This window comes from Rhizobium sp. CCGE531, from assembly GCF_003627795.1.
In the GTDB taxonomy this organism is placed as follows: domain Bacteria; phylum Pseudomonadota; class Alphaproteobacteria; order Rhizobiales; family Rhizobiaceae; genus Rhizobium.
The window spans coordinates 910,874-933,047 of sequence record NZ_CP032684.1 but is presented as its reverse complement, the minus strand read 5'-3'; the positions used below and the strand labels follow the sequence as shown (position 1 = coordinate 933,047).

At 61.0% G+C, this 22,174-nt stretch carries 19 protein-coding genes; 8 read left to right on the top strand and 11 right to left on the bottom strand.

Features of this window, described 5'->3' with window-relative positions; genetic code table 11:
* Positions 1–288 precede the first annotated feature (288 nt).
* The 3 genes from apbC to CCGE531_RS04570 all read right to left on the bottom strand — a co-directional run bounded on the left by apbC (position 289) and on the right by CCGE531_RS04570 (position 3,891).
* Positions 289–1,437: an iron-sulfur cluster carrier protein ApbC gene (gene apbC, locus CCGE531_RS04580; RefSeq protein WP_120663119.1), complete on the bottom strand. Its 1,149-nt coding sequence runs from the start codon at positions 1,435–1,437 to the stop codon at positions 289–291.
* 583 nt (positions 1,438–2,020) lie between these two features.
* A complete protein-coding gene (locus CCGE531_RS04575) occupies positions 2,021–2,758 on the bottom strand; it encodes a LuxR family transcriptional regulator (RefSeq protein ID WP_120666490.1) in 738 nt (245 codons plus the stop codon).
* 323 nt (positions 2,759–3,081) lie between these two features.
* The gene (locus tag CCGE531_RS04570) at positions 3,082–3,891 is read right to left on the bottom strand and encodes an IclR family transcriptional regulator (protein ID WP_120663118.1); all 810 of its coding nucleotides are present in this window, start codon (positions 3,889–3,891) and stop codon (positions 3,082–3,084) included.
* 127 nt (positions 3,892–4,018) lie between these two features.
* Between CCGE531_RS04570 and CCGE531_RS04565 the strand changes: the two genes are divergently transcribed.
* From CCGE531_RS04565 to CCGE531_RS04545, 5 genes are all read left to right on the top strand, one after another.
* Positions 4,019–4,789: an SDR family oxidoreductase gene (locus CCGE531_RS04565; RefSeq protein WP_120663117.1), complete on the top strand. Its 771-nt coding sequence runs from the start codon at positions 4,019–4,021 to the stop codon at positions 4,787–4,789.
* Between the two features lie 23 nt (positions 4,790–4,812).
* On the top strand, positions 4,813–5,745 hold the full coding sequence (locus CCGE531_RS04560) for a 2-dehydro-3-deoxygalactonokinase (protein WP_120663116.1): 933 nt from the start codon (positions 4,813–4,815) through the stop codon (positions 5,743–5,745).
* Positions 5,745–6,380 (top strand): 2-dehydro-3-deoxy-6-phosphogalactonate aldolase, encoded by a 636-nt coding sequence (locus CCGE531_RS04555; protein ID WP_120663115.1) that lies wholly within the window; start codon positions 5,745–5,747, stop codon positions 6,378–6,380. Before CCGE531_RS04560 ends, CCGE531_RS04555 begins: the two co-directional genes overlap by 1 nt.
* A gap of 3 nt (positions 6,381–6,383) precedes the next feature.
* Positions 6,384–7,271 carry an SMP-30/gluconolactonase/LRE family protein gene (locus CCGE531_RS04550; RefSeq protein ID WP_120663114.1) on the top strand — a complete coding sequence of 296 codons (888 nt, stop codon included), beginning with the start codon at positions 6,384–6,386 and terminating at the stop codon, positions 7,269–7,271.
* 353 nt (positions 7,272–7,624) lie between these two features.
* The gene (locus tag CCGE531_RS04545; RefSeq protein ID WP_120663113.1) at positions 7,625–8,257 is read left to right on the top strand and encodes a PRC-barrel domain-containing protein; all 633 of its coding nucleotides are present in this window, start codon (positions 7,625–7,627) and stop codon (positions 8,255–8,257) included.
* A 207-nt stretch (positions 8,258–8,464) separates the two neighbouring features.
* Here the strand turns inward: CCGE531_RS04545 and CCGE531_RS04540 are convergent, their stop codons facing one another.
* The gene (locus CCGE531_RS04540; protein WP_120663112.1) at positions 8,465–9,820 is read right to left on the bottom strand and encodes an EAL domain-containing protein; all 1,356 of its coding nucleotides are present in this window, start codon (positions 9,818–9,820) and stop codon (positions 8,465–8,467) included.
* A 125-nt stretch (positions 9,821–9,945) separates the two neighbouring features.
* Entirely contained in the window at positions 9,946–11,679 is a 1,734-nt protein-coding gene (locus CCGE531_RS04535; protein WP_120663111.1) for a response regulator, read from the bottom strand.
* Between the two features lie 343 nt (positions 11,680–12,022).
* Between CCGE531_RS04535 and mutL the strand changes: the two genes are divergently transcribed.
* Together mutL and CCGE531_RS04525 are read left to right on the top strand one after the other, a co-directional pair.
* Positions 12,023–13,855, top strand: a complete 1,833-nt coding sequence (gene mutL / locus CCGE531_RS04530) for a DNA mismatch repair endonuclease MutL (RefSeq protein ID WP_120666489.1) — start codon at positions 12,023–12,025, stop codon at positions 13,853–13,855.
* Between the two features lie 209 nt (positions 13,856–14,064).
* Positions 14,065–14,295, top strand: a complete 231-nt coding sequence (locus CCGE531_RS04525; protein ID WP_120663110.1) for a DUF2093 domain-containing protein — start codon at positions 14,065–14,067, stop codon at positions 14,293–14,295.
* A 28-nt stretch (positions 14,296–14,323) separates the two neighbouring features.
* On the opposite strand, the gene lpxK is transcribed toward CCGE531_RS04525, so the two are convergent.
* The 6 genes from lpxK to CCGE531_RS04495 form a co-directional block, all read right to left on the bottom strand.
* Positions 14,324–15,373, bottom strand: coding sequence for a tetraacyldisaccharide 4'-kinase (gene lpxK / locus CCGE531_RS04520; protein WP_120663109.1), 1,050 nt, complete (start codon positions 15,371–15,373; stop codon positions 14,324–14,326).
* Between the two features lie 84 nt (positions 15,374–15,457).
* A complete protein-coding gene (locus tag CCGE531_RS04515; protein ID WP_120663108.1) occupies positions 15,458–16,189 on the bottom strand; it encodes an HAD family hydrolase in 732 nt (243 codons plus the stop codon).
* A gap of 12 nt (positions 16,190–16,201) precedes the next feature.
* Positions 16,202–17,521, bottom strand: coding sequence for a lipid IV(A) 3-deoxy-D-manno-octulosonic acid transferase (gene waaA / locus CCGE531_RS04510; RefSeq protein WP_120663107.1), 1,320 nt, complete (start codon positions 17,519–17,521; stop codon positions 16,202–16,204).
* A 179-nt stretch (positions 17,522–17,700) separates the two neighbouring features.
* A complete protein-coding gene (locus CCGE531_RS04505) occupies positions 17,701–17,943 on the bottom strand; it encodes a DUF4170 domain-containing protein (RefSeq protein ID WP_120663106.1) in 243 nt (80 codons plus the stop codon).
* Between the two features lie 61 nt (positions 17,944–18,004).
* Positions 18,005–18,814 (bottom strand): 3'(2'),5'-bisphosphate nucleotidase CysQ, encoded by an 810-nt coding sequence (locus CCGE531_RS04500; protein ID WP_120663105.1) that lies wholly within the window; start codon positions 18,812–18,814, stop codon positions 18,005–18,007.
* Between the two features lie 27 nt (positions 18,815–18,841).
* Positions 18,842–20,194 carry a TldD/PmbA family protein gene (locus CCGE531_RS04495; protein WP_120663104.1) on the bottom strand — a complete coding sequence of 451 codons (1,353 nt, stop codon included), beginning with the start codon at positions 20,192–20,194 and terminating at the stop codon, positions 18,842–18,844.
* A gap of 150 nt (positions 20,195–20,344) precedes the next feature.
* Here CCGE531_RS04495 and CCGE531_RS04490 point away from each other — a divergent pair, with 150 nt between their 5' ends.
* A complete protein-coding gene (locus CCGE531_RS04490) occupies positions 20,345–22,165 on the top strand; it encodes a monovalent cation:proton antiporter-2 (CPA2) family protein (RefSeq protein WP_120666487.1) in 1,821 nt (606 codons plus the stop codon).
* The last annotated feature ends 9 nt before the right edge of the window (positions 22,166–22,174 follow it).

The following is a 22,174-nucleotide window of genomic DNA, read 5'->3' as shown; positions in this document are numbered from 1 at the left end:
GGGAATCCGTGTCCATGTTCCATTGCGCTGCTGTACCAATCCTTCGTCCGTCCTGGCGAAGCCGCCTGCTCGGACGAAATAAAACCACCATGCGGCGGAGGGCGGTCATCGGAAATGCTCGACCAGTTCCACGCCGGCGGCGCATATGCAGCAAAGCTCGCAAAGAATCAAGTCACAACCTCTTCATTGCGCGATTTCACCGCAGTTTCGATGATCCTGCGAAGTCATAGCACAGGATGCCGACAAGACAATCCGTCGCTATACAGAAAGCAGATATGTCTCTGTGAATCATTCGAATACGATCGACGGGGCAGCGCGCTGCGGTGTGCTCGCCACTTGTTTCCAGACCTTGGCGGCGATCTCGCGATAAATGTTCGCAATGACCCCGTTCGGCTCGGCAGCGACGAGCGGCGTGCCGGCATCCGAGGTTTCCCGAATGCCCATGGTCAGCGGCACTTCGCCGAGGAAAGGCACGCCGATGCGCTCGGCTTCCCTGCGCGCGCCGCCATGGCCGAAAATATCGTAGCGGGCGCCGGTATCCGGCGCGATGAAGTAGCTCATGTTCTCGACGATGCCGAGGACGGGAACCTCGACCTTGCGGAACATGTTCAGGCCCTTGCGCGCATCGATCAGGGCGAGGTCCTGTGGCGTCGAAACGATGACGGCGCCGGCAAGCGGCACCTGCTGCGCCATGGTCAACTGCACGTCGCCCGTGCCGGGCGGCATGTCCACCACCAGGACGTCGAGCTCGCCCCAGGCGACTTCGCGCAGCATCTGCAGGAGCGCGGATTGCACCATCGGCCCGCGCCAGATCATTGCGGTTTCTTCCTCCACGAGGAACCCCATCGACATGACCTTGAGGCCGTAATTCTCCATGGGATTGATGATGCGGCCGTCGATCTGGGTGGGACGTCCGGAAATCTTCAAGAGGCGCGGCATCGAAGGGCCATAGATATCGGCATCCAGAATGCCGACGCGCAGACCGTTGGCAAGCAGGCCCAGGGCAAGATTGACCGCCGTCGTCGATTTGCCGACGCCGCCCTTGCCCGAGGCAACCGCGATGATGGCCTTCACCCCCGGCACGCCGATCTTGGCGGCGCGGGGCTGTTGTTGCTGACCATGCGGATGGGAATGGCCGTGGGGGGCAGCTTGCGCGGGCGCCGGCCGGGCGGCGGGCGCGCCCGCCTTCTTGTCGGCCGTCAGAGCGACCATGGCGCCCTTGACGCCGGGCATCTCCTTGATGACGCGCTCGGCGGCAAGGCGCATCGGCTCGAGATCCTTGGCGCGCTCGGCGGGAACGGTAATGGAAAAATAGACCTTGCCGTCGGAAATGAAGACATCCGACACCATACCGAGTTCGACGATATTGTGCTCCAGGTCCGGGCCGCGAACCGTCTTCAACGTTTCCAGCACCTGTTCCTTGGTGATGTCTGCCATTCCACCCTCACTGCACGATCTTCATCCAGAGCGCAGGATCGGCCACACGGGCCGCACGCTTTCCGGCTTAGATAGTGGAGCGGCGGGACTTCGCCAAACGAAATCCAAGGCGCTGTCGATAAAAAGCGCCTTCGTTGCGGCCGGCCGACATAGGCAACCGCTCGGAAGGAATAGGGCAAGGTTGGGAAAATCGCCTCATCGGCCGCTTCGATCAGTGTGAACGTGCCAAATAGGCAACAACCGCCGCCAACACCCTTCGCCTGGAGAAGCTATGGCGACGGCATCGGCGACGGTCGTTTGATCCGCGCTCGTTTCATCGGCGCTGTTATCAAAGTCCCCTCTGGACCTCTGCCATATACCAAGCAGGAAGCATGCCAGTTTTCACAAAATTGAAGAAATCACCGCATTTCAAATACTTGATGAGGAATTCCCGGCATGATGCGACGGGCGTCGCCGATGCTCTTCATCATATTTTATTCGCAGCGCACAAAATTCATTCAGGAGCTGCCCGAATTGCGGTCAATACGCCGCGTCCCGCCGGCAATTAAAACTGACGGCGGCACATCAGCGAGCCCCGCAAGGATCACTTGATCAACCCAACGCGCAGCGCCTTGGCAACAGCCTGCGTGCGGTTGACGGTGTCGAGCTTCTTGGTAGCGCGGTTGAGGTAATGGTTGACCGTATGCTCCGACAGCGTAAGGATTTCGGCTATTTCCGCGCTGGTCTTTCCCGCCGCAGTCCAATTCAGGCAATCGATCTCGCGATCGGTAAGGGCATCGACGACGCGAACGTCGAGATTGCGGATTTCGGCGAGCCGATCGAAGACGTGAATTGCGATGTAGGAGAGATCCTTGATCTCATCGGACGAAAAGAGATCGCGATCCCCGGCCAGAGAGACCGCACCGCGGAGGCCGGAGGCATCATGGGTCGGCAGATAGAGGAATCGCATCATGCGAAAGCGTTCGAACAGGGCGACGACAAGATGCGATTTGCCTGCCTCGCGATTGGGGCTCGCCACCACCTCATAGATGAAGGGAAGCGTGGAACTGCGCAAGCGCAGCAATGGGGGGCTGGTCGGCAGCAGGCCCTCCTGATCATAAATCGACAGCAGCTCGGCCGGCCAGTTGTTGATCACCGAATTGCTCTGCAGTTCGAAAGAGGTAATCGGCGGCAGATTGAGCACCATGAAAGCGCGGCAACGATAGGCCTCGGTCAGCCCCTTCATGAAACGGAACACATCAAACTGAGTCTTCAGCCTGCCGATTTCCTCGATATAGTCCTCGCCGCGAGGGGGCGTTCCCGCCTGTACCAGTGCCGCCATCATCAGTCTTCTTTAGTAAAAGAGGAAAAAAATACGAAATTTCCGTATCTTGTCCCACGCGATTAACGTACCAGCGCCGATATCAGGCACCTGCCGAAATATAAGTTTTCGAAATTCATGGCAGCTTCAACGATCGTTACTACGTCGTCCGGTCATAACCTCGCCAAATCCTCGATGATTCCAGCAATCATTTGCGGATAATGGCAGCTCTTACGCATATCTCAACAATAAAATTCAAGTTAAACGGGCAATTTGGCTAAGGTCCGGCATTGGCAGCATTAAAATTGACAAGGCCTGGGCGGCCGCGACGAGAATTTGCGGAACTAGCGTTTCGGCCCCATGCGATTGCGCATATCCATCATGATCGAATCAGCCGTAGCCACCACCAGCGGCGCCCATGCCTGCAAGCTCTGCGACGTGACACGATAGGCCGGCCCGGTGACCGAGATGCCGGCCAGCATATGACCGTCATCCGAACGGATCGGGGCCGCAACACAGCATATGCCGTTCTCGTGTTCCTCGAGATCGAACGCATAGCCGCGCCGCCTGATCTCCGAAATATCCGAGAGCAGCTCCGCGGCGTTGCGAAGCGTCTGCTCTGTATAGGGGCGGAATTCGAGATCGGCGATGCGGATCGCAAGCTCGGCATCGTCGAGTGCGGATAGTGCCGCCTTGCCGACGCCGGTGCAATAGGCCGGCGAGGCATTGCCGATCTGCGAATACATGCGCACGGACTGTCGTCCTTCAACCTTGTCGAGATAGATGACCTCCGCGTCATGCAGAACGCCGAGATGCACGGTTTCGCGGGTCACGTCCTGCAGGCGTTGCAAATGCGGCTCGGCCACGGCGCGGAATTCATTGCGCGCCCAGCTGCGCGAGGCGAGCGTCAAAAGCCTAAGACCAATAAGATAGCGACCGTCGCGATCGACCTCCAGAAGGCCTTCCTCGACGAGATGCGACAATTGGCGATGCAGCGTGCCGCGCGGCTGATCGGACAGCGAAAGAATATCCGTAAAGCGCATGGGGCCATCGGCAAGTGCCACGAGATCGAGCAGCGCGACGAGCTTGCCAAGCGTTCCGGTCTCCCGGTCGCGGCGGCCATTCGCCTTCACGTCTTGCGAATTCAGATCCATGCCCTTTCATTTATCGCTGGCACCGCAGCGTTATCCTTGACACGATGGAAGGGTAATCCGATAATTCCATATAGTCAAATAATGTTCCGAATAATGGAACTTCGCTACCTATCCCGGAGGAGAGATCTTGACTGAGACGCAAGCGCAATTTCCCGACCTGAAAGATCGAACCGTGCTCGTCACCGGCGGCGGCTCCGGCATCGGCGCAGCACTTGTGGAAGGTTTCGCCAGGCAAGGTGCGAAGGTTGCCTTCATCGACGTTGCCGAGGAGCCGAGCAAGGCGCTGGCCGCCAGGATTTCGGCAGGATCCGCCCATCCCGTCACCTTCTATCACGCCGACCTGCGCGACGTCGGCGCTATCAAGAGCACGGTCGCGGCAGTCGAATCCGATCTCGGCGCGATCCGGGTGCTCGTCAACAACGCAGCCTGGGACGACCGGCACGACATCGACACAACGACCGAGGAATATTGGGACAACAACCAGGCGATCAACCTCAAACAGGTCTTCTTCGTCTCACAGGCGGCGGTCCCCGGCATGCGGGCCGCCGGCGGAGGCGCAATCATCAATTTTTCCTCGATCGTCTTCAAGACCAACCCGCCGCTGCTGTCCTCCTATGCGGCGGCGAAATCCGGTATCATCGGCCTGACCAAGAGCTTTGCCGGGCGTCTCGGCCCTGAAAATATTCGCGTCAACACCGTTCTGCCTGGCATGATCGTGACCAAGCGGCAGCTCGACCTCTGGCTGACCGAAGACGGCATGGCCAAGACAATGGATCGGCAGTGTCTCAAGCGCGTGCTGAGCGCCGACGATATGGTCGGACCGGTGCTTTTCCTGGCGTCGGACTGCTCGGGCGCCATGACCGGACAAGCCATCACCGTCGATGGCGGCATCTTCTAACGAAAGACTTTGGAGCATTTCTCATGACTAAGCCCGCATATGTCGCGGTGGACTGGGGCACCAGCAGTTTCCGTCTGTGGCTGATCGGCGAGGACGCCAGCATTCTGGCGGAGCGCCGGAGCGGCGAAGGCATGACGGCGGCGGCCCAGACCGGCTTTGCCAAGGTCCTGCAGGCCCATCTAGAAGCCGTCTCGGCGCCCGGCGATATCCCCGTCATCGTCTGTGGCATGGCCGGAGCGCGGCAGGGCTGGGTGGAGGCCGGATATATCGGCACGCCGGCATCGCTTGCAGCGATCCTCACCGGCGCCGTCTCCGTGCCCGGACAATCCCGCGACATCCGCATCCTGCCCGGCCTTGCGCAACGCAGCAAGGAGATGCCGGATGTCATGCGCGGCGAGGAAACGCAGCTGCTCGGCACGATCGCCGCCGATGCCAAGGGCGAACAGCTCGTCTGCATGCCGGGAACGCATTCGAAATGGGTGCGCGTGCTTGACGGCTACGTAACCGGCTTCTCCACCTTCATGACCGGCGAGCTCTTCGACATCATCACCAAGCACAGCATCCTGTCGCATGCCGTTGCCGGCGCGGCAGACATGCCTGCCGATGCGAAGGCATTCGAGATGGCCCTCAGGGCAGCGTTCGACAAACCCGCCCTGTCGACCAACCTGTTGTTCACCGCGCGCTCCGGCCAACTTTTGCACGGACTGACGGCTGCCGGTGCGCAGGCGCTGATATCAGGAACCCTGATCGGGACGGAGATTGCCGGCGCGCTGGCCTCCGCCGGGCAGAACGCGACCATTACACTTGTCGCTTCCGGCCGCCTGCAGGCTCTCTATGAGGATGCGTTCCGCGCCCTATCTCTTACCTACAAAACCATCGACGCCGACGCCGCCGTCCGTCGCGGGCTTTCCGCCGCGGCCGAAGCGATCTGGTTCAAAAAAGAAAGCAAAAGCTGATGACGACCCGCATCCCCTTCCCGCCCATGAAGCGCCCGCTCATTGCCATTCTTCGCGGCATCAAGCCGGAGGAAACGGCCGATATCGTCGGCGCGCTGATCGAGACCGGCTTTAGCGCGATCGAAATTCCCTTGAATTCGCCAGAACCTTTCCGCTCCATCGAAATCGCCGCCAAGATGGCGCCCGCCGATTGCCTGATCGGCGCAGGCACCGTGCTGACGGTCGAGGATGTCGACCGATTGGACGGCGCCGGCGGCAAGCTGCTCGTCACACCGAATGTCGAGCCCGCGGTCATCAGCCGCGCCCGCGACAAGGGCATGGTGACGATGCCGGGCGTATTCACCGCAACGGAAGCGCTTTCCGCCGCCCGCGCCGGCGCCACCGGCCTTAAATTCTTCCCCGCCGGCGTGCTGGGCGCCTCCGGCATTACCGCCATCCGCGCAGTCCTGCCGCCGGAGCTTGTCATCGCCGCGGTCGGTGGCGTTTCGGACAAGAATTTCGCCGATTACACCAAGGCCGGCATTCTGGCTTTCGGCCTCGGCACCAGCCTTTACAAGCCGGGGATGACCGCAGCGGAGGTTGCCGAACGCGGCAAGGCCACCATTTACGCCTATGATGCAGCCCTAGGAGCCTGATCTATGACCGATATTCATGATTTTCAGGGCAATATTCTCTGCAATACCTCATCCGTCCTGGGTGAAGGCCCGACCTACGACCCCGACACGGACACCGTCTGGTGGTTCAATATTCTCGGCAAGGAACTGCACGAGTTGCACCTGCCGACCGGCAAGAAGCAGGTTCACGAGCTGCCGATGATGGCAAGCGTGCTCGCCCGCGTCGATGCGGAACGGCAGATGATCGCCACGGAGCAGGGTCTCTTCCTCCGCGACATCGCAACCGGCGAGCTGAGTTTTTATGCGGCGATCGAGGCGGACAAGCCGGAGAACCGCTCCAATGATGGGCGCACGCATATTTCCGGATCACTCTGGATCGGCACCATGGGCAAGCGCGCCGAGATGCAGGCGGGCGCCATCTATCATGTTGCCGGCGGCAAGGTCACCAAGATCTTCGATCAGATCAGCATTCCGAACTCCATCTGCTTTTCGCCCGACGGCACGATCGGCTATTTCACCGATACGCGCGTCAGCCAGCTCATGCGCGTGCTCGTCGACCCCGAAACGGGGCTTCCGGCGGGCGAGCCGATCGTCATGGTCGACAGCATGGAGGATCCGGGCGGGCTCGACGGCTCGGTCTGCGATGCCGACGGCTATATCTGGAATGCGCGTTGGGGCTCCGGCTTCGTCGACCGCTACAGCCCGGATGGCCTGCGCATCGAGCGCCATCGCGTGCCCGCTATGCAGCCCTCCTGCCCGGCCTTCATCGGCAAGAATGCGGACCGGCTGGCGGTGACAACCGCCTGGGAAGGATTGGACGACGAAGCCCGTTCCATGCAGCCCCAGGCCGGCGCGCTCCTGGAACTCGGCCTGACCGTGAAGGGCGTCTTTGACCCCCAATACAAGCTCTGATAGAAATCCGTTTTCAGCCATTCGGCGCTGAAGATGGCATTGCTTCGGTGATCAATGCGGTATCAGGCTCCGCCAGCTTGCGGAAAAAACTGAAATCCGCATTGATCATTCTCTGATCCAGACAGTCCCCCAGGTTGTTTTTCAAAACAACAACCTATTGTTTTAATGTTATATTATTCCAATTTTCAATTTATATCCATTGGCTCCTGCAACTTTTGACGGAACCAAAACCTCAGTGAACCATTTGTTCTTATGACCGGCACGATAGAGGCCGGCAAATAGAGGTTCCACTCGCGCTGGTAAGCATGCGCGCTCGTTTAAGCATGCCCATCAGAATGAAAGGTAGGTTCACGATGACCGGGAAACTCTTCACTTCTGTCGCTGCAGGCGCAATCTTCGCCACGGCCTCGGTGCTTTCGCCGATGGCGTTCGCTCAGGCGCAGCAACCGTCGAATGGGGGCGCTGGCAATACCGGCAACAAAGCGCCGCTGACGCAATCCGCACCGGCGACGCCGGATGCCACTAAGCCGGATAACGCGATGCCGCAAACCAAGGCCCAGGCGCCTGCCTCGACGACAGGCACTGAACAGGCTGGCGGCTACATGACTACGCAGTCGGCTGACCAGATCAGCGCCAAGACCTATATGGGCCAGTCTGTCTATAATGGTCAGAATGAAAGCATCGGCAGCATCAACGACCTGATCCTGCAGAAGCAGGGCGGTGTTGTCGCCGCTGTCGTCGGCGTCGGCGGCTTCCTTGGCATAGGCCAGAAAAGCGTCGCCGTACCGTTCGGCAAGATCAATGCCGCGCAGAACCCGCAGGACGGCACCATCAAGCTCACGACGACCGAAACGGCCGGCTCATTGAAGGCCGCGCCGGAATTCAAGACGCTGGCAATGCAGGCTTCCGACAAGGCGGCAAGCTCGGCGGGTACGCCGACAATGCCGGCGACGGACAACACCACGACTTCGTCGACCAACAAGTAATATGATGGTCAGGCGAAATACAGAAGCGGCGGCCCTCACCGGCCGCCGCTTTCTTTGCTGGCACAGAGCCTTTATGCCCTTCTTTAGAAAAGCGAAAACGCTCCATCTTTTTTAGGCAATTCCGGATGGAAAGCGCTATGCACTTTTGCCGGACTTGCCCAAGGCATGTCGCAAAAGTGTGCAGCGTTTTTGCGATGACGATGCCCTTTAGGCGATCTCGCGTTCGGTGCTGACGTCGAAATAATGGCTTTGCAGATAACGAAGCGTCGCGGCGCTATCTGCCGGCTTCCCGAAATAATAGCCCTGCCCCATGGCGCAGCCCAGCGCCTTCAGTTTCGCCGCTTCGGCATGTTCCTCGATGCCTTCCGCGACCACGCGCAGTTCGAGCCCCTCGCACATGGCGAGCACCGCCTTGATGATATGTTCGGATACCCGATCCGAATTCATGCGAGAGACGAAGGCCCTATCGATCTTTACCTTGTCGAAGATGAATTCGCGCAAGCGCCCAAGGCTGGATTGACCGGTGCCGAAGTCATCAAGGGAGATGCGCGCACCCGCTGCGCGGAGATCGGCGATGATGCGATGCGCCGTATCGGCCGAACTCACGACCGCGGTTTCGGTGATTTCGAGTTCGAGGCGATGCGGATCGAGGCCGACACGCGCAAGGATGGCAAGGATGCTGCTGCTGGTGCCGGGATCCATCAATTGCGCCGAAGACAAATTGAAGGACAGGAAAAGCTCGCGCGGCCAGGAAAGTGCTGCCTCCGCCGCCTTTCGCAGAAGCGTTTCGGACAGGGCATCGATGAAGCCGCGCTCTTCGGCGAGCGGCACGAAGACAGCGGGCGAAACGAAGCCGAGATCCCGATCGTTCCAGCGGGCAAGCGCCTCGAAGCCGACTACCATGTTGTTGGCGAGCGAAACGATTGGCTGGAAATGCACATCGATGGCATCCGAAATGATGGCATTGCGCAGCGCCTGCTCCAGCTGCGTCGCGCGCTTCATTTCCTGAGCGATTTCCTTGGAATAGACGGTGATCTGCCCGCGGCCGCGACGCTTCGAACGGTAGAGCGCGGTTTCCGCATTCTTCAGGAGATCGTCGAATTCCTCACCGGCGAAAGGATGGATGGCGAAGCCGAAAGAGGCGGAAAGCCTGACGTTGCGATCACCGAGATCATAGGGTGCCGAAAGCACCTCGCGGATCATCTGCCCGAACTTCTCGGCGCCGACGCGCTCGAAGACCAAGGGAAGAACAAAGGCGAATTCGTCCCCGTCATGGCGCGTCACCATCGCTCCGTCGGGGATGCAAGCCTTGAGGCGATGTGCGACCTGGCAGAGAATCTCGTCACCGGCTTCGACGCCGAACAGGTCGTTGATCGGCTTGAAGGCATCCAGATTGACGATGCCGATGGTGAAGGGTGCCGGATCGCTGGCCCGCTCGAGCGAAATCGAGCGCGTGCGTTCGCGCATGCGATGTCGATTGCCCAAGCCGGTGAGCGGATCGGTATAAGCGATTGCCTGTGGCTCCTGAATGACTGGCCCTGGCAGCATTTCAGCCGATTTCATATTCGGTCCCGACGTTTTCTCCACCCTGCAAAAGCATGACGGCGAAGTCTTAACAAAGGATAGCGTGAGAACGGTGAATCAATGCCGGCGATAAGTTGCCGTCACGGATGATCTCATTGTAACATCTATCTATTTTGCGCTTTGTGAGGGCTGCGCATGTACTTCTGGAACACCGTCTCGATGATATCGGGGCTAACCGGTTTCAGGATGAAATCGTCCATGCCGGCATCCGCACACTCCTTGCGATCACACTCGAAGGCCTGCGTCAGCACACCGATGATCGGCGTATGGGAGCCAGTGTCCTTTTCAGTGCCGCGGATCAGCCTGGCGGATTCGAAGCCGTTCAAGCCCGGCAGCGAAATGTCCATCAGGATCAACTCCGGGCGATGCTCCTGCCACAACCGCACCGCCTCATCGCCGCTTGCGGCGATCACGTAGCTGTATCCCAGTCCCTCCAGGATCTGCGAGAAGACGATCTGGTTGATGTCATTATCTTCGGCGACGAGGATCTGCGCGCGGCGATCGTCGCCGGCCGTGCGCCGCCATTCCGGCAGGAGCCCCGCTTCCGCAACATTCCCGGGCTCGCCGCGGATATTGCGGTTGAAATGACGGGCGATCAGGAAGGCAAGTTCCGTGGCAAGCTGCGAGCCATCCAGCGACAGGGCGGCAAGGTTCTGCCGTTCGGCCAAGTCGATGCCGCGCTTGCCCAACTGGTTGTCGACGATGACAAGATCGATCTTGACGCCGTGCGCGCTCGCCACATCCAGAAACGCCGCCTCTTCGTTCTCATTGTGAACAACGCAGGCTTCGAAACCGTATTTCTCGAGCGTTTTCAACGCGGCCGTTTCCGCGGCAAAATCGGGCGTGACGACGAGAACCTTGCGGCCGCTGAAATTTTCCGGGACGAAGGTCTCCATGGCGGCCGGACGGCGTGAAATGGTCTGCAAGGCGGCCATGGGAACATAGGCACGCCGATAGGAGCGGTCGCTGTTTTCCCGGATATGCGAGGCAAGGGCGAATTCATCGAAATCGCCACCGTCCTTGGGCAGGTCCTGCATGGTGCAGACCAGGAAATAGCGGCCGGATTTGCCGATGCGCTGCTTGCGCGTCACGATATCGCGCTCGATGCCGTCGCGGGCAATCTGGCGCTGCCGCGAGATCGACATCTCGCCGGTTTCGATCACATGCAGGTCGCTCTCATGGAAGCGATTGGCAATATCCGTGGAAAAGAGATCGATGCTCTTGCGGCCCCGCACCTCATCGGCCGCGGTCTGGTACTTGTCGCAGAACGCCCTGTTGACCGCGACATAGATGAGATTCTGGTCCTTCACGAAAACCGGAAACGGCAGGTTGTCGAGAATATCCTCGGTGAGCTGCGCGCGCTCCATGTCGACGCGCCACTGTTCCTCGCGCTTCTTCATTTCGGAGACATCGGAGATGATGCAGAAGCCGATGCCGGAGGACAGTCGCCGCTTGCTGATGCGCACCCAGCGGTCGTCGATGAAATGCTCCGTCGTCTCCAAGCGCTCGCGCCAGTGCGAGGCAATGCGCTGCGATATCCAGCTATCGCGGTTGGCGGCCGTCTTGGCCTGATTTGCCTGAGGCCGCACGCCCGTGTCGAAGACGGCGCCGAGGAAGTCGCGCAATCGGGTCGATGGCTGCAGGTATTCGGGTTGGATCGGGAAGAAATTCAGAACCTGACGGCTGGCGAACAGCAACAGATCGTTCTTGTCATAGGCGAAGAAGGCGCTGGAAAGACCGTCACAGAAAGCGTCGAAGAACATCGCCTGCAGATTGCCGCCGAAGGGCGCATCCGCAGTCATCATTGCCAGGGCTGCCTTGTCAATCTCGGCAGTCATTCGTCCGATTCCTACACTCAACCAGTTTCACGGCAAGACCACCGACAGGGCGGCGTTCGCTCTACAAAGGGATGTTTGAAAAGTTGCATGCTGGCCTGTGCACTTGAAGCAGATGGCACCTGGCTCATGAAAGTTGACGGCCACCAACCTGCCATCAAGAGCCGTCGGCATGCACGAAGCGCGCCACCTGTAGTCATTTCAAGCTTCTTTCCCACAACCTGTCATCATTCCCTTAAGCATTGATTAAATTTCTGAACAAAGCCCATAGACGGAAACGGTGAAAGAAGATGGGCCAATTGCCTTTCCTCTTTCCACGCTGCCGCGAATCCACGACAATGAGAGCATGGCCATCAAGCAACTCTCCGAAACACTGATCAACCAGATCGCTGCCGGCGAAGTGATCGAACGCCCGGCAAGCGCCGCAAAGGAGCTGATCGAAAACGCGCTGGATGCCGGTGCGACCCGCGTCGAAATCGCCACCGCGGGCGGCGGCAAGGCGCTGCTGCGGGTGACCGACAACGGCTCCGGCATGGAGGAGGCGGACCTTGAACTCGCGGTCCGGCGCCACTGCACCTCGAAGATCTCCGAGACGCTGGACGACGTCCGCACCCTCGGCTTCCGCGGCGAGGCCCTGCCTTCCATCGGCTCGGTGGCGAAGCTCTCGATCGCGAGCCGCAGGGCGGGTGCAACCGGCGGCGCCGAGATCGCCGTTGCCGGCGGCAAGGTTCTGCACTTACGCCCGGCGGCTGCCAATCCCGGCACGATCGTCGAAGTGCGCGACCTGTTCTTCGCGACGCCGGCGCGCCTGAAATTCCTGAAAACCGAGAGGGCGGAGGCGGCGGCGATTACCGAAATCGTCAAACGCATGGCAATCGCCTTTCCGCGCGTGCGTTTCGTGCTGTCGGGCAGCGACCGCTCGACGCTGGAATTTCCGGCGACCGGCGACGATCATCTCGCCCGCATGGCGCAGGTGCTCGGAGCCGAATTCAAGGACAATGCCATCGCGCTCGATGCGGTGCGCGAGGATGTGAGCCTCACCGGCTTTGCCGGCGTGCCGACCTTCAATCGCGGCAACTCCGCCCATCAATATGCCTTCGTCAACGGCCGGCCGGTACAGGACAAGCTGATCCTGTCAGCGATCCGCGGCGCCTATGCCGAAACCATCCCCGCCGGACGCTATCCCGTCGCCGTGCTTTCGCTGACGCTCGATCCCGCGCTGGTCGACGTCAACGTCCATCCGGCGAAATCCGATGTGCGCTTCCGCGATCCCGGGCTGGTGCGCGGCCTGATCGTCGGCGCGGTGCGCGAAGCGCTGGCGCGCGAAGGCGACCGTGCCGCCACGACCGGCGCGGATGGCATGCTGCGCGCGTTTACCGCCGGCCGGTCCGGCTTCCAGCCGGGTTGGCGGTCCTCGCCGGCGCCGACCCCATGGACGGCCGAAACGTCACCCTCTCGCCCCTATGAAGGAGCCGCGGCTACGGCCGGCTACGGATTTGCCGAGAAGCCACAGGCCGCCTTCGAGGGCCTTGCCATGCCCACCGCGCGCGCCGACGTGGTGTCCCCGGTGGGACCGGTGCGTGCCGAGGAACCGGCGCGCTTTCCGCTGGGCGCTGCCCGCGCGCAGCTGCACGAGAACTATATCGTCGCCCAGACGGAGAACGGGCTTGTCATCGTCGATCAGCACGCCGCGCATGAGCGGCTGGTTTTCGAGGCCATGCGCAAGGCGTTGCATTCGAAACGCCTGTCCTCGCAAGTCTTGCTCATTCCCGAAATCGTCGACCTGCCCGAAGAGGATTGCGACCGGCTGATGGGATTTTCCGAGGAACTTGGTGAGCTTGGGCTCGCTATCGAACGCTTCGGTCCCGGTGCCATCGCCGTGCGGGAGACGCCGGCGATGCTCGGCGAGGTCGATGCGCAAGGCCTGGTCCGGCAATTGGCCGACGAGATCGCCGAATGGGATACGGCCTCCGGGCTGGCCGCCAAGCTGGAATATGTCGCCGCGACTATGGCTTGCCATGGTTCGGTGCGCTCTGGCCGGCGCCTGCGTCCGGAAGAAATGAATGCGCTTTTGCGGCAAATGGAGGCCACGCCCGGCTCCGGACAGTGCAATCACGGCCGGCCGACCTATATAGAGCTGAAGCTTTCGGACATCGAGCGGCTCTTCGGGCGCAGCTGACGCAGGCCATTTTCGAAAGGAACTTTTCCGGGAAATAGTCTGGAAAAGTCGCGCCCGCTGCATAATTTTGTCCTTAAGCCGAAATCGATTTAAAGACAAAATTATGCAGCAGCTTTGAAGTGCTACAGCGACCTTTGCGCGTCGTATTTGACGCGCGGCGCTGTAGTGCGGTATGGCAAACAGATGACAGAGATCAAGGACGGCATCAGATGAATCTTTTCGAAGGACATGGAAACCGCGAGGCGAAGATTCGCTATCTCGACGGCGATTTCCAGATCCTGATGCCGGGCTCCTATGTCGTCTGCGCCATGACCGGAAAGCACATCGCGCTCGACGAGCTGCGCTACTGGAGCGTTGCCCGACAGGAGCCCTATGCCGACGTCATCATCTCGCTCGAGGCCGAAAAGCGCGCCGGCGCGCTGCCCAACCAGAAGCGCTGATTTCTCTCGCCAGATAGCGGCCTTGGCTTTAAGCCGTTTTGCTGCTGCGTTTTTCCCGCAAGCGGCGCTCGCGCGCGGCTGCAATGGCCCTGTTGATGATCAGTGCCGGCGCCTGCGGATCGGCAAAGACCATGTCGATCTCGATTACCCTGCAGCGCTGCAGCAATTCGTCGGCGCGGCCATGATGCCCGATCAGGCGTACATAGTCCTTCGACGTAGTGACGATCTCCAGCCCTTCGCGCGCGGCTATATCGAGCATATCGGAAACGTCGTCTTCGCCGGGATGTTCATGATCCCCGAAGCTGCGCCTAACGGCGATATCGGCGCCCAGCGTCTCGACCGTGCGGAAAAACTTGGCCGGATCGGCAATGCCCGCAAAGGCAAGCACCTTTCGGCCGCACAAATCTTCCTGCCCGCGCACTCTGACGCTCGCGGCAAAGAAGGGCTTTCCGGCCCTTGCCGCAAGCCGAACGACGCGATCGGCGGCGTTGCCATCACCAACCTTCAAGAGAGCGGACGCATAGAGAAGCTGGGTGCGCAGCGGCGCGCGCACCGGACCGCCAGGAACGAGATGGCCGTTGCCGATGCCTCTGCCGGCATCGATCACCACAAGAGCGTAGTCGATGGCGAGCTGCGCGCTCTGGAAACCGTCATCCATGATGATGATGTCGGCGCCTTCGCGCACGAGCCTTTCCGCGCCATCGGCCCGCCGACGGGCGATCACCGTCAGCGCCTCGCGGGCAAGCAGCAGCGGTTCGTCGCCGACGGCCGTGGCGTGGTGATGCGAGGGATCGACGACCGTCGTGATATCGAGCGAGCCGCCGTAGCCTCGGCTCAGGAAGCCCGGCGTCAGCCCCTTTGCCTTTGCCGCCTGGGCGAGCGCAAGCGCCGTCGGCGTCTTGCCGGCGCCGCCGACCGTGAAATTGCCGACGCAGATGACCGGCACCGGCACGGAAGCACGTTTGCCATGCACCATCCGGTGCCCGGCGATGCGGCCATACAGGAAAGAAAAGGGTGAGAGCCCCCAGGCGCGCCAATCCGGTTTTCGCCACCAGAAAGGTGGGGCTTCCGATACCATACCTCTAATCCAGCCCTATTCTTGTGCCTGCGATAAACCGGCAAGAAAAGCCAGATTGCGTGAAAAAGCAAGCCATTGCCAGGATCAGGCCGATTGGGCGACCGGCATGAGCAGGTTTTCCAGCTCGGTAATGTCGTTGAGGCAATAGTCCGATGCGGCCGTCAGTGTTTCGCGCGAGCCGGTGCCCGTCAGCACGCCGACGGTCAGACCGACGCCGGCATTGCGCCCCATATGGAGGTCGTGATTGTTGTCGCCGACGACGGCGACCTGCGCCGGCGAAAGACCAGTCGCCGCATAGAAGCCGAGCACCATGCCCGGCTCCGGCTTGGTGCCGAAACCGCTGTCATAGCCGGCGATGTAATCGAGATAATCGATGAAGCCGAAGCGGCGGGCGGTCTGGCGGATGGAGCGCTCGTTGTCGCTGGAGGCAACGCCGAGCTTGTAGCCCCGTTCATGCAGTCGGCGGAAGAAACCGGCGAGATCAGTGACCGGCGACGAGAAGTCGGCCGCGTGCGCAAAGAGCACATCGAGCTTCTCCACCAGCTCGGCGACATCCATTTTCGAGCCGGCGGCCACCAACCCCTCGGAAATCTGCCTGGTGTTGCCGGCTGCCAGCAGGCTGTCGGGCACGATATGGCCGGAGATCGGGTCCATGCCGCATGCGGAGAGAAGATGGTCGGCGAGAAGCGGATCGTCGTGAGCGGCGATCCTGGCAAGCTCGCGATTGACCGGCAGCCAGCTCTGGTCATAGTCGAGCAGCGTGCCGTCCTTGTCGAAAAGAATGCCCGCAATCGCTCCCAGCTTGACCGCCGCCATGCCCCTGCCTTCTTAACCGTTCGCCATCGTCTTCGGCATCAGCCGCGCCTTCACCGAAAGCGGATTGATATAGGGCTCCAGCCCTTTCACCGTTGCCGCCAGTGCACCACGCATCTCATGCACGGCTGCGAAGCCGGCGTCGATCATGCTGCGTCGCGCCGTGTCGTTGGCCAGCAAATAATGCACGCCGCGCGCCAGCATCTCGGTATCACGCACCATTCGGGCGCTGCCGCGGCGGGCGAGCAACTGATAGGAGTCGCGGAAGTTCTGGACATGACCGCCAGTCAGGATCGCGCAGCCGAGCATGGCCGGCTCGAGCGGATTCTGGCCGCCTTCGTTGAACAGCGATTTGCCCATGAAGGCGACTTCGGTCATCCGCAGGTAAAGCCCCATCTCGCCGATCGTGTCGCCGAGGAAGACGTCGACTTCAGGCGAGAGAATATCGCTGCGGGTGCGGCGCGCTACCTTCAGGCCCTGTTCCACGAGCATCGCCTCGATCGCGTCGCAGCGCTCGGGATGACGCGGCACGATGATGGTGAGCTGGCCGTTGTGCTCCTTCAGCATCTTATGGACGGATGCCGCGGCATTTTCCTCACCATCGAAAGTGGAGACCGCGGCCCAGGTCTTGCGGTCGCCGACCTGCTTCATGTAGCCGGCAAGCGTCGATGCATCGTGGGACGGCGCGTCCGTATCCACCTTGAGATTGCCCGACCTGATCACCTGCACGGCACCGAGATCACGGAAACGTTCGGCGTCGAGGTCCGACTGGGCCACGACCAAAGCCAAGTTTTCAAACAGCGCCTCAGCAAGGGTGGGATGGCGGCTCCAGCGGGCAAAGGAGCGATCCGACATGCGGGCATTGACGAGGATCTGCGGAATGCGCCGGCGGCCGAGCTCCGTGATGGTCGTCGGCCAGATCTCGGATTCGGCGAAAATGGCGCAATCGGGCTGCCAGTAGTCGATGAAGCGCTTTATGGCCGGCTTGAGATCGAGAGGAACATATTGATGGATGACCTCCTCGCCGAGGCGCTGATGCGCGACCTTGGCCGAGGTGATCGTGCCCGTCGTCAGCATGACGTGAATGTCGCGGCGGCGGATTTCACGGATCAGCGGGATGACGGCAGACGTCTCGCCGACGCTTGCCGCATGGAACCAGATCAGCGGCCCTTGCGGACGATTGGCGCTCGCATAGCCGGAACGCTCCAGTTTGCGGGAACTCTCTTCCTTGCCCTTCGCCGCGCGAACGGCAAGATAAGGCCCGATGAACGGATAGACGGCGATCCCGCCAAAACGATAGGCGCTCAAGGCAAGACGCGCCCTGAGGCTACTCATTTCGATCGCCTCCGATCCCAGCTGATCATCATCTATGCCAAATCCCGATTGTCAGACGGCCGAATAAGCAGCCGGATTTTCGTTCTTATTGTGTCAAGGATACTGCTTCATGGCCGGATTTAAAGCGAGAACGCCTCACCGGATGGAGATATCAAATGCTAATTCGGTATGAGGCGACCTCAAGATGCCGCTTTTTCCTGCGGATCGAGCAAACGATGCAGATGGACGATGAAATAACGCATATGGGCGTTGTCGACAGTCTGCTGCGCCTTGGATTTCCATGCCGTCAGCGCGCTCGCATAGTCGGGATACATGCCGACGATATCGAGCTCGTTGAGATTACGGAATTGAACTTCTTCGAGGTTTTCCAGTTCACCGCCGAAGACTAGGTGCAGGAGCTGTTTTTTGCCGGTATCAGTCATTTTCGTCTCTTTCTACTGTCGTCCCCCTCCGCTCTTCATCTGAGGGATTTTGACCAAAAGGTCAACCGTCTCGTCGGTGGGAAAGCTGACGGAGAAACTCCGGTAATTGCGATGCCGATGCTCCGCAAAGTTCGTCATGCGATACCTCGGCGCGATTGTAGCGCAGGGCATTGCCCGCGAGATCCACGAGAGCGCCGCCGGCCCGCTCCAGAATGAGATCGGCAGCCGCCAGATCCCAGTCATGCGAGTTGCGCTTGACGATGGTCCCTTCCAGCCGCCCGTCCGCCACCATGGCGAGACGATAGGCAAGCGAGGGAACATGCTTTACCCGCTCGACCGTCTTGCGGAAATCCGGATCGAAGCCCATCAGCATATCCTCGCCGGTCGCAAGACGATGGATGCCATCGCCGACCCTGCGGGAAACGCTGATCGGCTCGCCATTCTTCAAAGCCTGCCCATCGGCCGTCGCCACGAACAGTTCGTCAAGCGCCGGCGCGTAGAGAACGCCCGCCACGGGCCGCCCGTCTGTAACGACGGCGACGCTGACGCACCAGAGATCCGACCCCGAGAGAAAGCCCCGGGTGCCGTCGATTGGGTCGACGACGAAAACGGTCGCGTGCTTCGGCCGTGCGGCATCGTCATCGGTTTCCTCGGAAAGCCAGCCATAACCCGGCCGCGCCGAGCGCAGGGTGGCGGCAAGGCTTTCATTGGCGGCAAAGTCGGCGGCGCTGACCGGGGACTGGCCATTGTTCTTCCACCAGACCTCCGGCGATTGCCGGAAGAAACCGAGAGCGATCTTGCCCGCCTCGAGCGCAGCACCCACGATCAGGTCCACATCGCTCAATCGGCCGGCCTTCTGGCTATCGATCATTCACGAATTCCAATCTCCGCTCGTTTCTCAGCGGCCAGCCAGCGTCATGCCTTCGATCGCAAGCGTCGGAGCGGCGACGCCGAAATCGCGATCGATATCGCTTGCCGGCGTCACGCGCATGAACATGTCCTTCAGGTTGGAGGCGATGGTCACCTCCGAAACCGCGAAGGTCAATTCACCGTTCTCGATCCAGAAGCCGGTCGCGCCCCTGCTGTATTCGCCGGTGATCATGTTGACGCCCTGACCAATCAACTCGGTGACGTAGAAGCCCGTTCCGACGCTGCGGATCAATTCCTCCGGCGAAATATCGCCCGGCTCCAGCGCCAGGTTGGTGGATGCGGGCGATACCGCCGTGCCGCCGCGCACGCCACGGCCGTTGGTCTTCAGGCCGCCGCCAATCTCCCGCGCCGTCGCCGTGGAGAGGAACCAGGATTTCAGGACGCCATCCTCGATCATCACGAGCCGCTTGCCGGATACGCCCTCGCCGTCGAAGGGGCGCGAGGACGGGCCGCGCACGATCAGCGGATCGTCCGTGATCGAGAGGCCTGATTTCAGCACCTGCTGGCCCATCTTGTCGCGCAGGAAGCTGGTCTTGCGGGCGACGGAAGCGCCGTTGATCGCGCCGGCAATGTGGCCGACGAAGCCGCGCGCCACGCGCGGATCGAAGACGACAGTGACGTTCTTGTCCGTCGGCACCTGGCGCGGATTGAGGCGCTTGACCACGCGTTCGCCGGCGCGGCGGCCGATCTCCTCAGCTGCATCCAGCTCCGCGAAATAGAGGCGGCTGTCGAAATCATAGTCGCGCTCCATGCCGGTGCCTTCGCCGGCAATGACGCTGACGGACCGTCCGAAGCGCGAGCCCATATAGTGACCGGCAAAACCATGCGACGTGACGAGCACGAGACCGCCCATGCCGGCCGAGGCGCCGCCCCCGGAAGAATTGGTGACGCCGGAAACGGCGAGTGCCGCCGCTTCGGTCGCAAGGGCTGCTTCACGCAGCTGCTCCGAGGAAACCTCGGTCGGGTCGAACAATTCGAGATCGGGATAGTTCCTGGCGAGATCCGCCTCATCGGCCAAGCAGGCAAAGGGATCTTCCGGCGACACTTTCGCCATGGCGACCGCGCGCTCGGCAAGAGCGGTCAGATCGAAGCCGGGGTTGGCCGAAACGCTGGCCACCCGGTTGCCGACGAAGACCCTCAGCGAAAAATCGTCGCTTTCGGAGGACTCCGTGCCCTCGACCTTGCCGAGGCGCACGCTGACGGAATGGGCTCGCGATCGGACCACGACGGCATCGGCCGCATCCGCGCCGGCCTTCCGGGCGAGATCGATCAACTGGCTGGCGCGGGAAAGCAGAGTGGCGGAATCGATTTCAGAGGTCATGACTTGGCCTTTCCTTCGCGTTCCATTTATTGTGCACTACATGAAGCATCAAGGGCGGCAAAGCCGATTCTTGTTCTAATCCCTTCACGCATGGTTGTTTATCATAATCATGCGCCGCAATACCGCCTGCCCCATGGAAAGAAACAGACGATGTCCGCCACCAATAGTCTCTTCACCGAAACCCTGATGCTGCTCGGAGGTGCCGTCGTTACGGCGCCGATCTTCAAAAAACTCGGACTGGGGACAGTGCTTGGCTATCTGGCGGCCGGTGTCGTGATCGGCCCTGTCCTGCACGGCATCGGCGACAGCGAAGCCGTGCTTGCCGTGGCGGAGCTGGGCGTCGTCTTCCTGTTGTTCATCATCGGCCTCGAATTGAAGCCTTCGCGCCTCTGGCAGATGCGGCGGGATATTTTCGGCCTAGGCTCGGCGCAGGTGATCTTAAGTGGTCTTGCCCTGATGCTTGCCGCCTATTTCGGCGGGATTGCCGGATGGAAGGGCAGCATCATCATCGGCTTCGGCCTGGCGCTCTCCTCGACCGCGTTTGCGATGCAGATCCTGGAACAGCAGGGCGACGTCAATACGAAATACGGGCAGCGTTCCTTCTCGATGCTGCTGCTGCAGGACCTTGCCATCGTGCCGCTGCTGGCGCTCATCACCGTTCTCGACGGGCCGAAGGAAACCACCAATCCGCTCCCCGATCTTGCGATCGCCATCGGGGCGGTGGCGGCAATGGTCATCGCCGGCCGTTATCTGCTGACGCCACTGTTTCAGGTGATTGCGCGCACCGGCGCGCGCGAAGCGATGATTGCCGCCGCCCTCCTCGTCGTCATGGGATCGGCAACGCTGATGCAGCTTGCCGGCCTCTCCATGGCAATGGGCGCCTTTCTCTCCGGCGTGATGCTTGCCGAATCCTCCTATCGTCACGAGCTGGAAGCGGATATCGAGCCTTTCCGCGGCGTGCTGCTCGCCATTTTCTTCATTGCCGTCGGCCTGTCGCTGAAACTCGAGGTGATCCTCGACAATTGGGTGCTGATCCTGCTTGCCGTACCGGTCATGATGATCATCAAGGCGATCGTGATCTATGCCCTTTGCCGCGTGACGGGCTCGCCGCACAATGATGCCGTCCGCATCGCAGGCCTCCTGCCGCAAGGCGGCGAATTCGGCTTCGTGCTCTTCAGCGCCGCCAGTGCCAGCGGCGGCCTCTTCTCGGCCAACACCGCCTCGATGCTAATCGCCATCGTCACGCTGTCGATGGCACTGACACCGCTAAGTTCCGCGCTTGCGAAGCGGCTGATGAAGGGCGACACGCAGGAGGAGCTGGACGAGGATTTCGAAGGCGCCGGTTCCGAAGTGCTGATGATCGGCTTTTCGCGCTTCGGCCAGATCGCCGCGCAGATCCTGCTTGCCAGCGGCCGGGATGTTACCGTCATCGATTTCTCCGCCGATCGCATCCGCCAGGCATCGAGCTTCGGCTTCCGCATCTATTTCGGCGATGGCACCCGCAAGGAAGTGCTGCGATCGGCGGGCATCGACCGCGCCAAGATCGTCATCGTCAGCACGCATCAGCGCGAGCTGACAGACAAGATCGTCGAGCTCGTGCAAACGGATTATCCGCACGCACGCATCTTCGTCCGCTCCTATGACCGCGTTCATTCGATCGACCTGCGTCGCAAGGGCGTCGACTACGAGTTGCGCGAGACGGTGGAATCCGGCCTGCTCTTCGGCCGCCGCACCCTGGAAGCACTCGGGGTCAGCGAGGCCGAAGCCTATGAGATCGGCGAAGACATCCGCAAGCGCGATGAGCAAAGGCTGGTGCTGCAGGTCAGCGAAGGACTACAGGCAGGCACCGACATGCTCTATTCCCGCCCGGTCAAGCCCGAACCGCTGGTCAAGCCGAAACGCGCCGCCGATACCTACAGCGACGCCGACGATCTCGTCGTTTTGCCCCAGGAGGAGCCGGAGCGGGTTTAGAGCAATTCC

Bases quoted from the DNA above. Each gene is read 5' to 3' on its own strand.
- apbC (WP_120663119.1), bottom strand. From the start codon at position 1,437: ATGGCAGACATCACCAAGGAACAGGTGCTGGAAACGTTGAAGACGGTT.
- CCGE531_RS04575 (WP_120666490.1), bottom strand. From the start codon at position 2,758: ATGGCGGCACTGGTACAGGCGGGAACGCCCCCTCGCGGCGAGGACTAT.
- CCGE531_RS04570 (WP_120663118.1), bottom strand. From the start codon at position 3,891: ATGGATCTGAATTCGCAAGACGTGAAGGCGAATGGCCGCCGCGACCGG.
- CCGE531_RS04560 (WP_120663116.1), top strand. From the start codon at position 4,813: ATGACTAAGCCCGCATATGTCGCGGTGGACTGGGGCACCAGCAGTTTC.
- CCGE531_RS04555 (WP_120663115.1), top strand. From the start codon at position 5,745: ATGACGACCCGCATCCCCTTCCCGCCCATGAAGCGCCCGCTCATTGCC.
- CCGE531_RS04550 (WP_120663114.1), top strand. From the start codon at position 6,384: ATGACCGATATTCATGATTTTCAGGGCAATATTCTCTGCAATACCTCA.
- CCGE531_RS04545 (WP_120663113.1), top strand. From the start codon at position 7,625: ATGACCGGGAAACTCTTCACTTCTGTCGCTGCAGGCGCAATCTTCGCC.
- CCGE531_RS04540 (WP_120663112.1), bottom strand. From the start codon at position 9,820: ATGAAATCGGCTGAAATGCTGCCAGGGCCAGTCATTCAGGAGCCACAG.
- CCGE531_RS04535 (WP_120663111.1), bottom strand. From the start codon at position 11,679: ATGACTGCCGAGATTGACAAGGCAGCCCTGGCAATGATGACTGCGGAT.
- mutL (WP_120666489.1), top strand. From the start codon at position 12,023: ATGGCCATCAAGCAACTCTCCGAAACACTGATCAACCAGATCGCTGCC.
- CCGE531_RS04525 (WP_120663110.1), top strand. From the start codon at position 14,065: ATGAATCTTTTCGAAGGACATGGAAACCGCGAGGCGAAGATTCGCTAT.
- lpxK (WP_120663109.1), bottom strand. From the start codon at position 15,373: ATGGTATCGGAAGCCCCACCTTTCTGGTGGCGAAAACCGGATTGGCGC.
- CCGE531_RS04515 (WP_120663108.1), bottom strand. From the start codon at position 16,189: ATGGCGGCGGTCAAGCTGGGAGCGATTGCGGGCATTCTTTTCGACAAG.
- waaA (WP_120663107.1), bottom strand. From the start codon at position 17,521: ATGAGTAGCCTCAGGGCGCGTCTTGCCTTGAGCGCCTATCGTTTTGGC.
- CCGE531_RS04505 (WP_120663106.1), bottom strand. From the start codon at position 17,943: ATGACTGATACCGGCAAAAAACAGCTCCTGCACCTAGTCTTCGGCGGT.
- CCGE531_RS04500 (WP_120663105.1), bottom strand. From the start codon at position 18,814: ATGATCGATAGCCAGAAGGCCGGCCGATTGAGCGATGTGGACCTGATC.
- CCGE531_RS04495 (WP_120663104.1), bottom strand. From the start codon at position 20,194: ATGACCTCTGAAATCGATTCCGCCACTCTGCTTTCCCGCGCCAGCCAG.
- CCGE531_RS04490 (WP_120666487.1), top strand. From the start codon at position 20,345: ATGTCCGCCACCAATAGTCTCTTCACCGAAACCCTGATGCTGCTCGGA.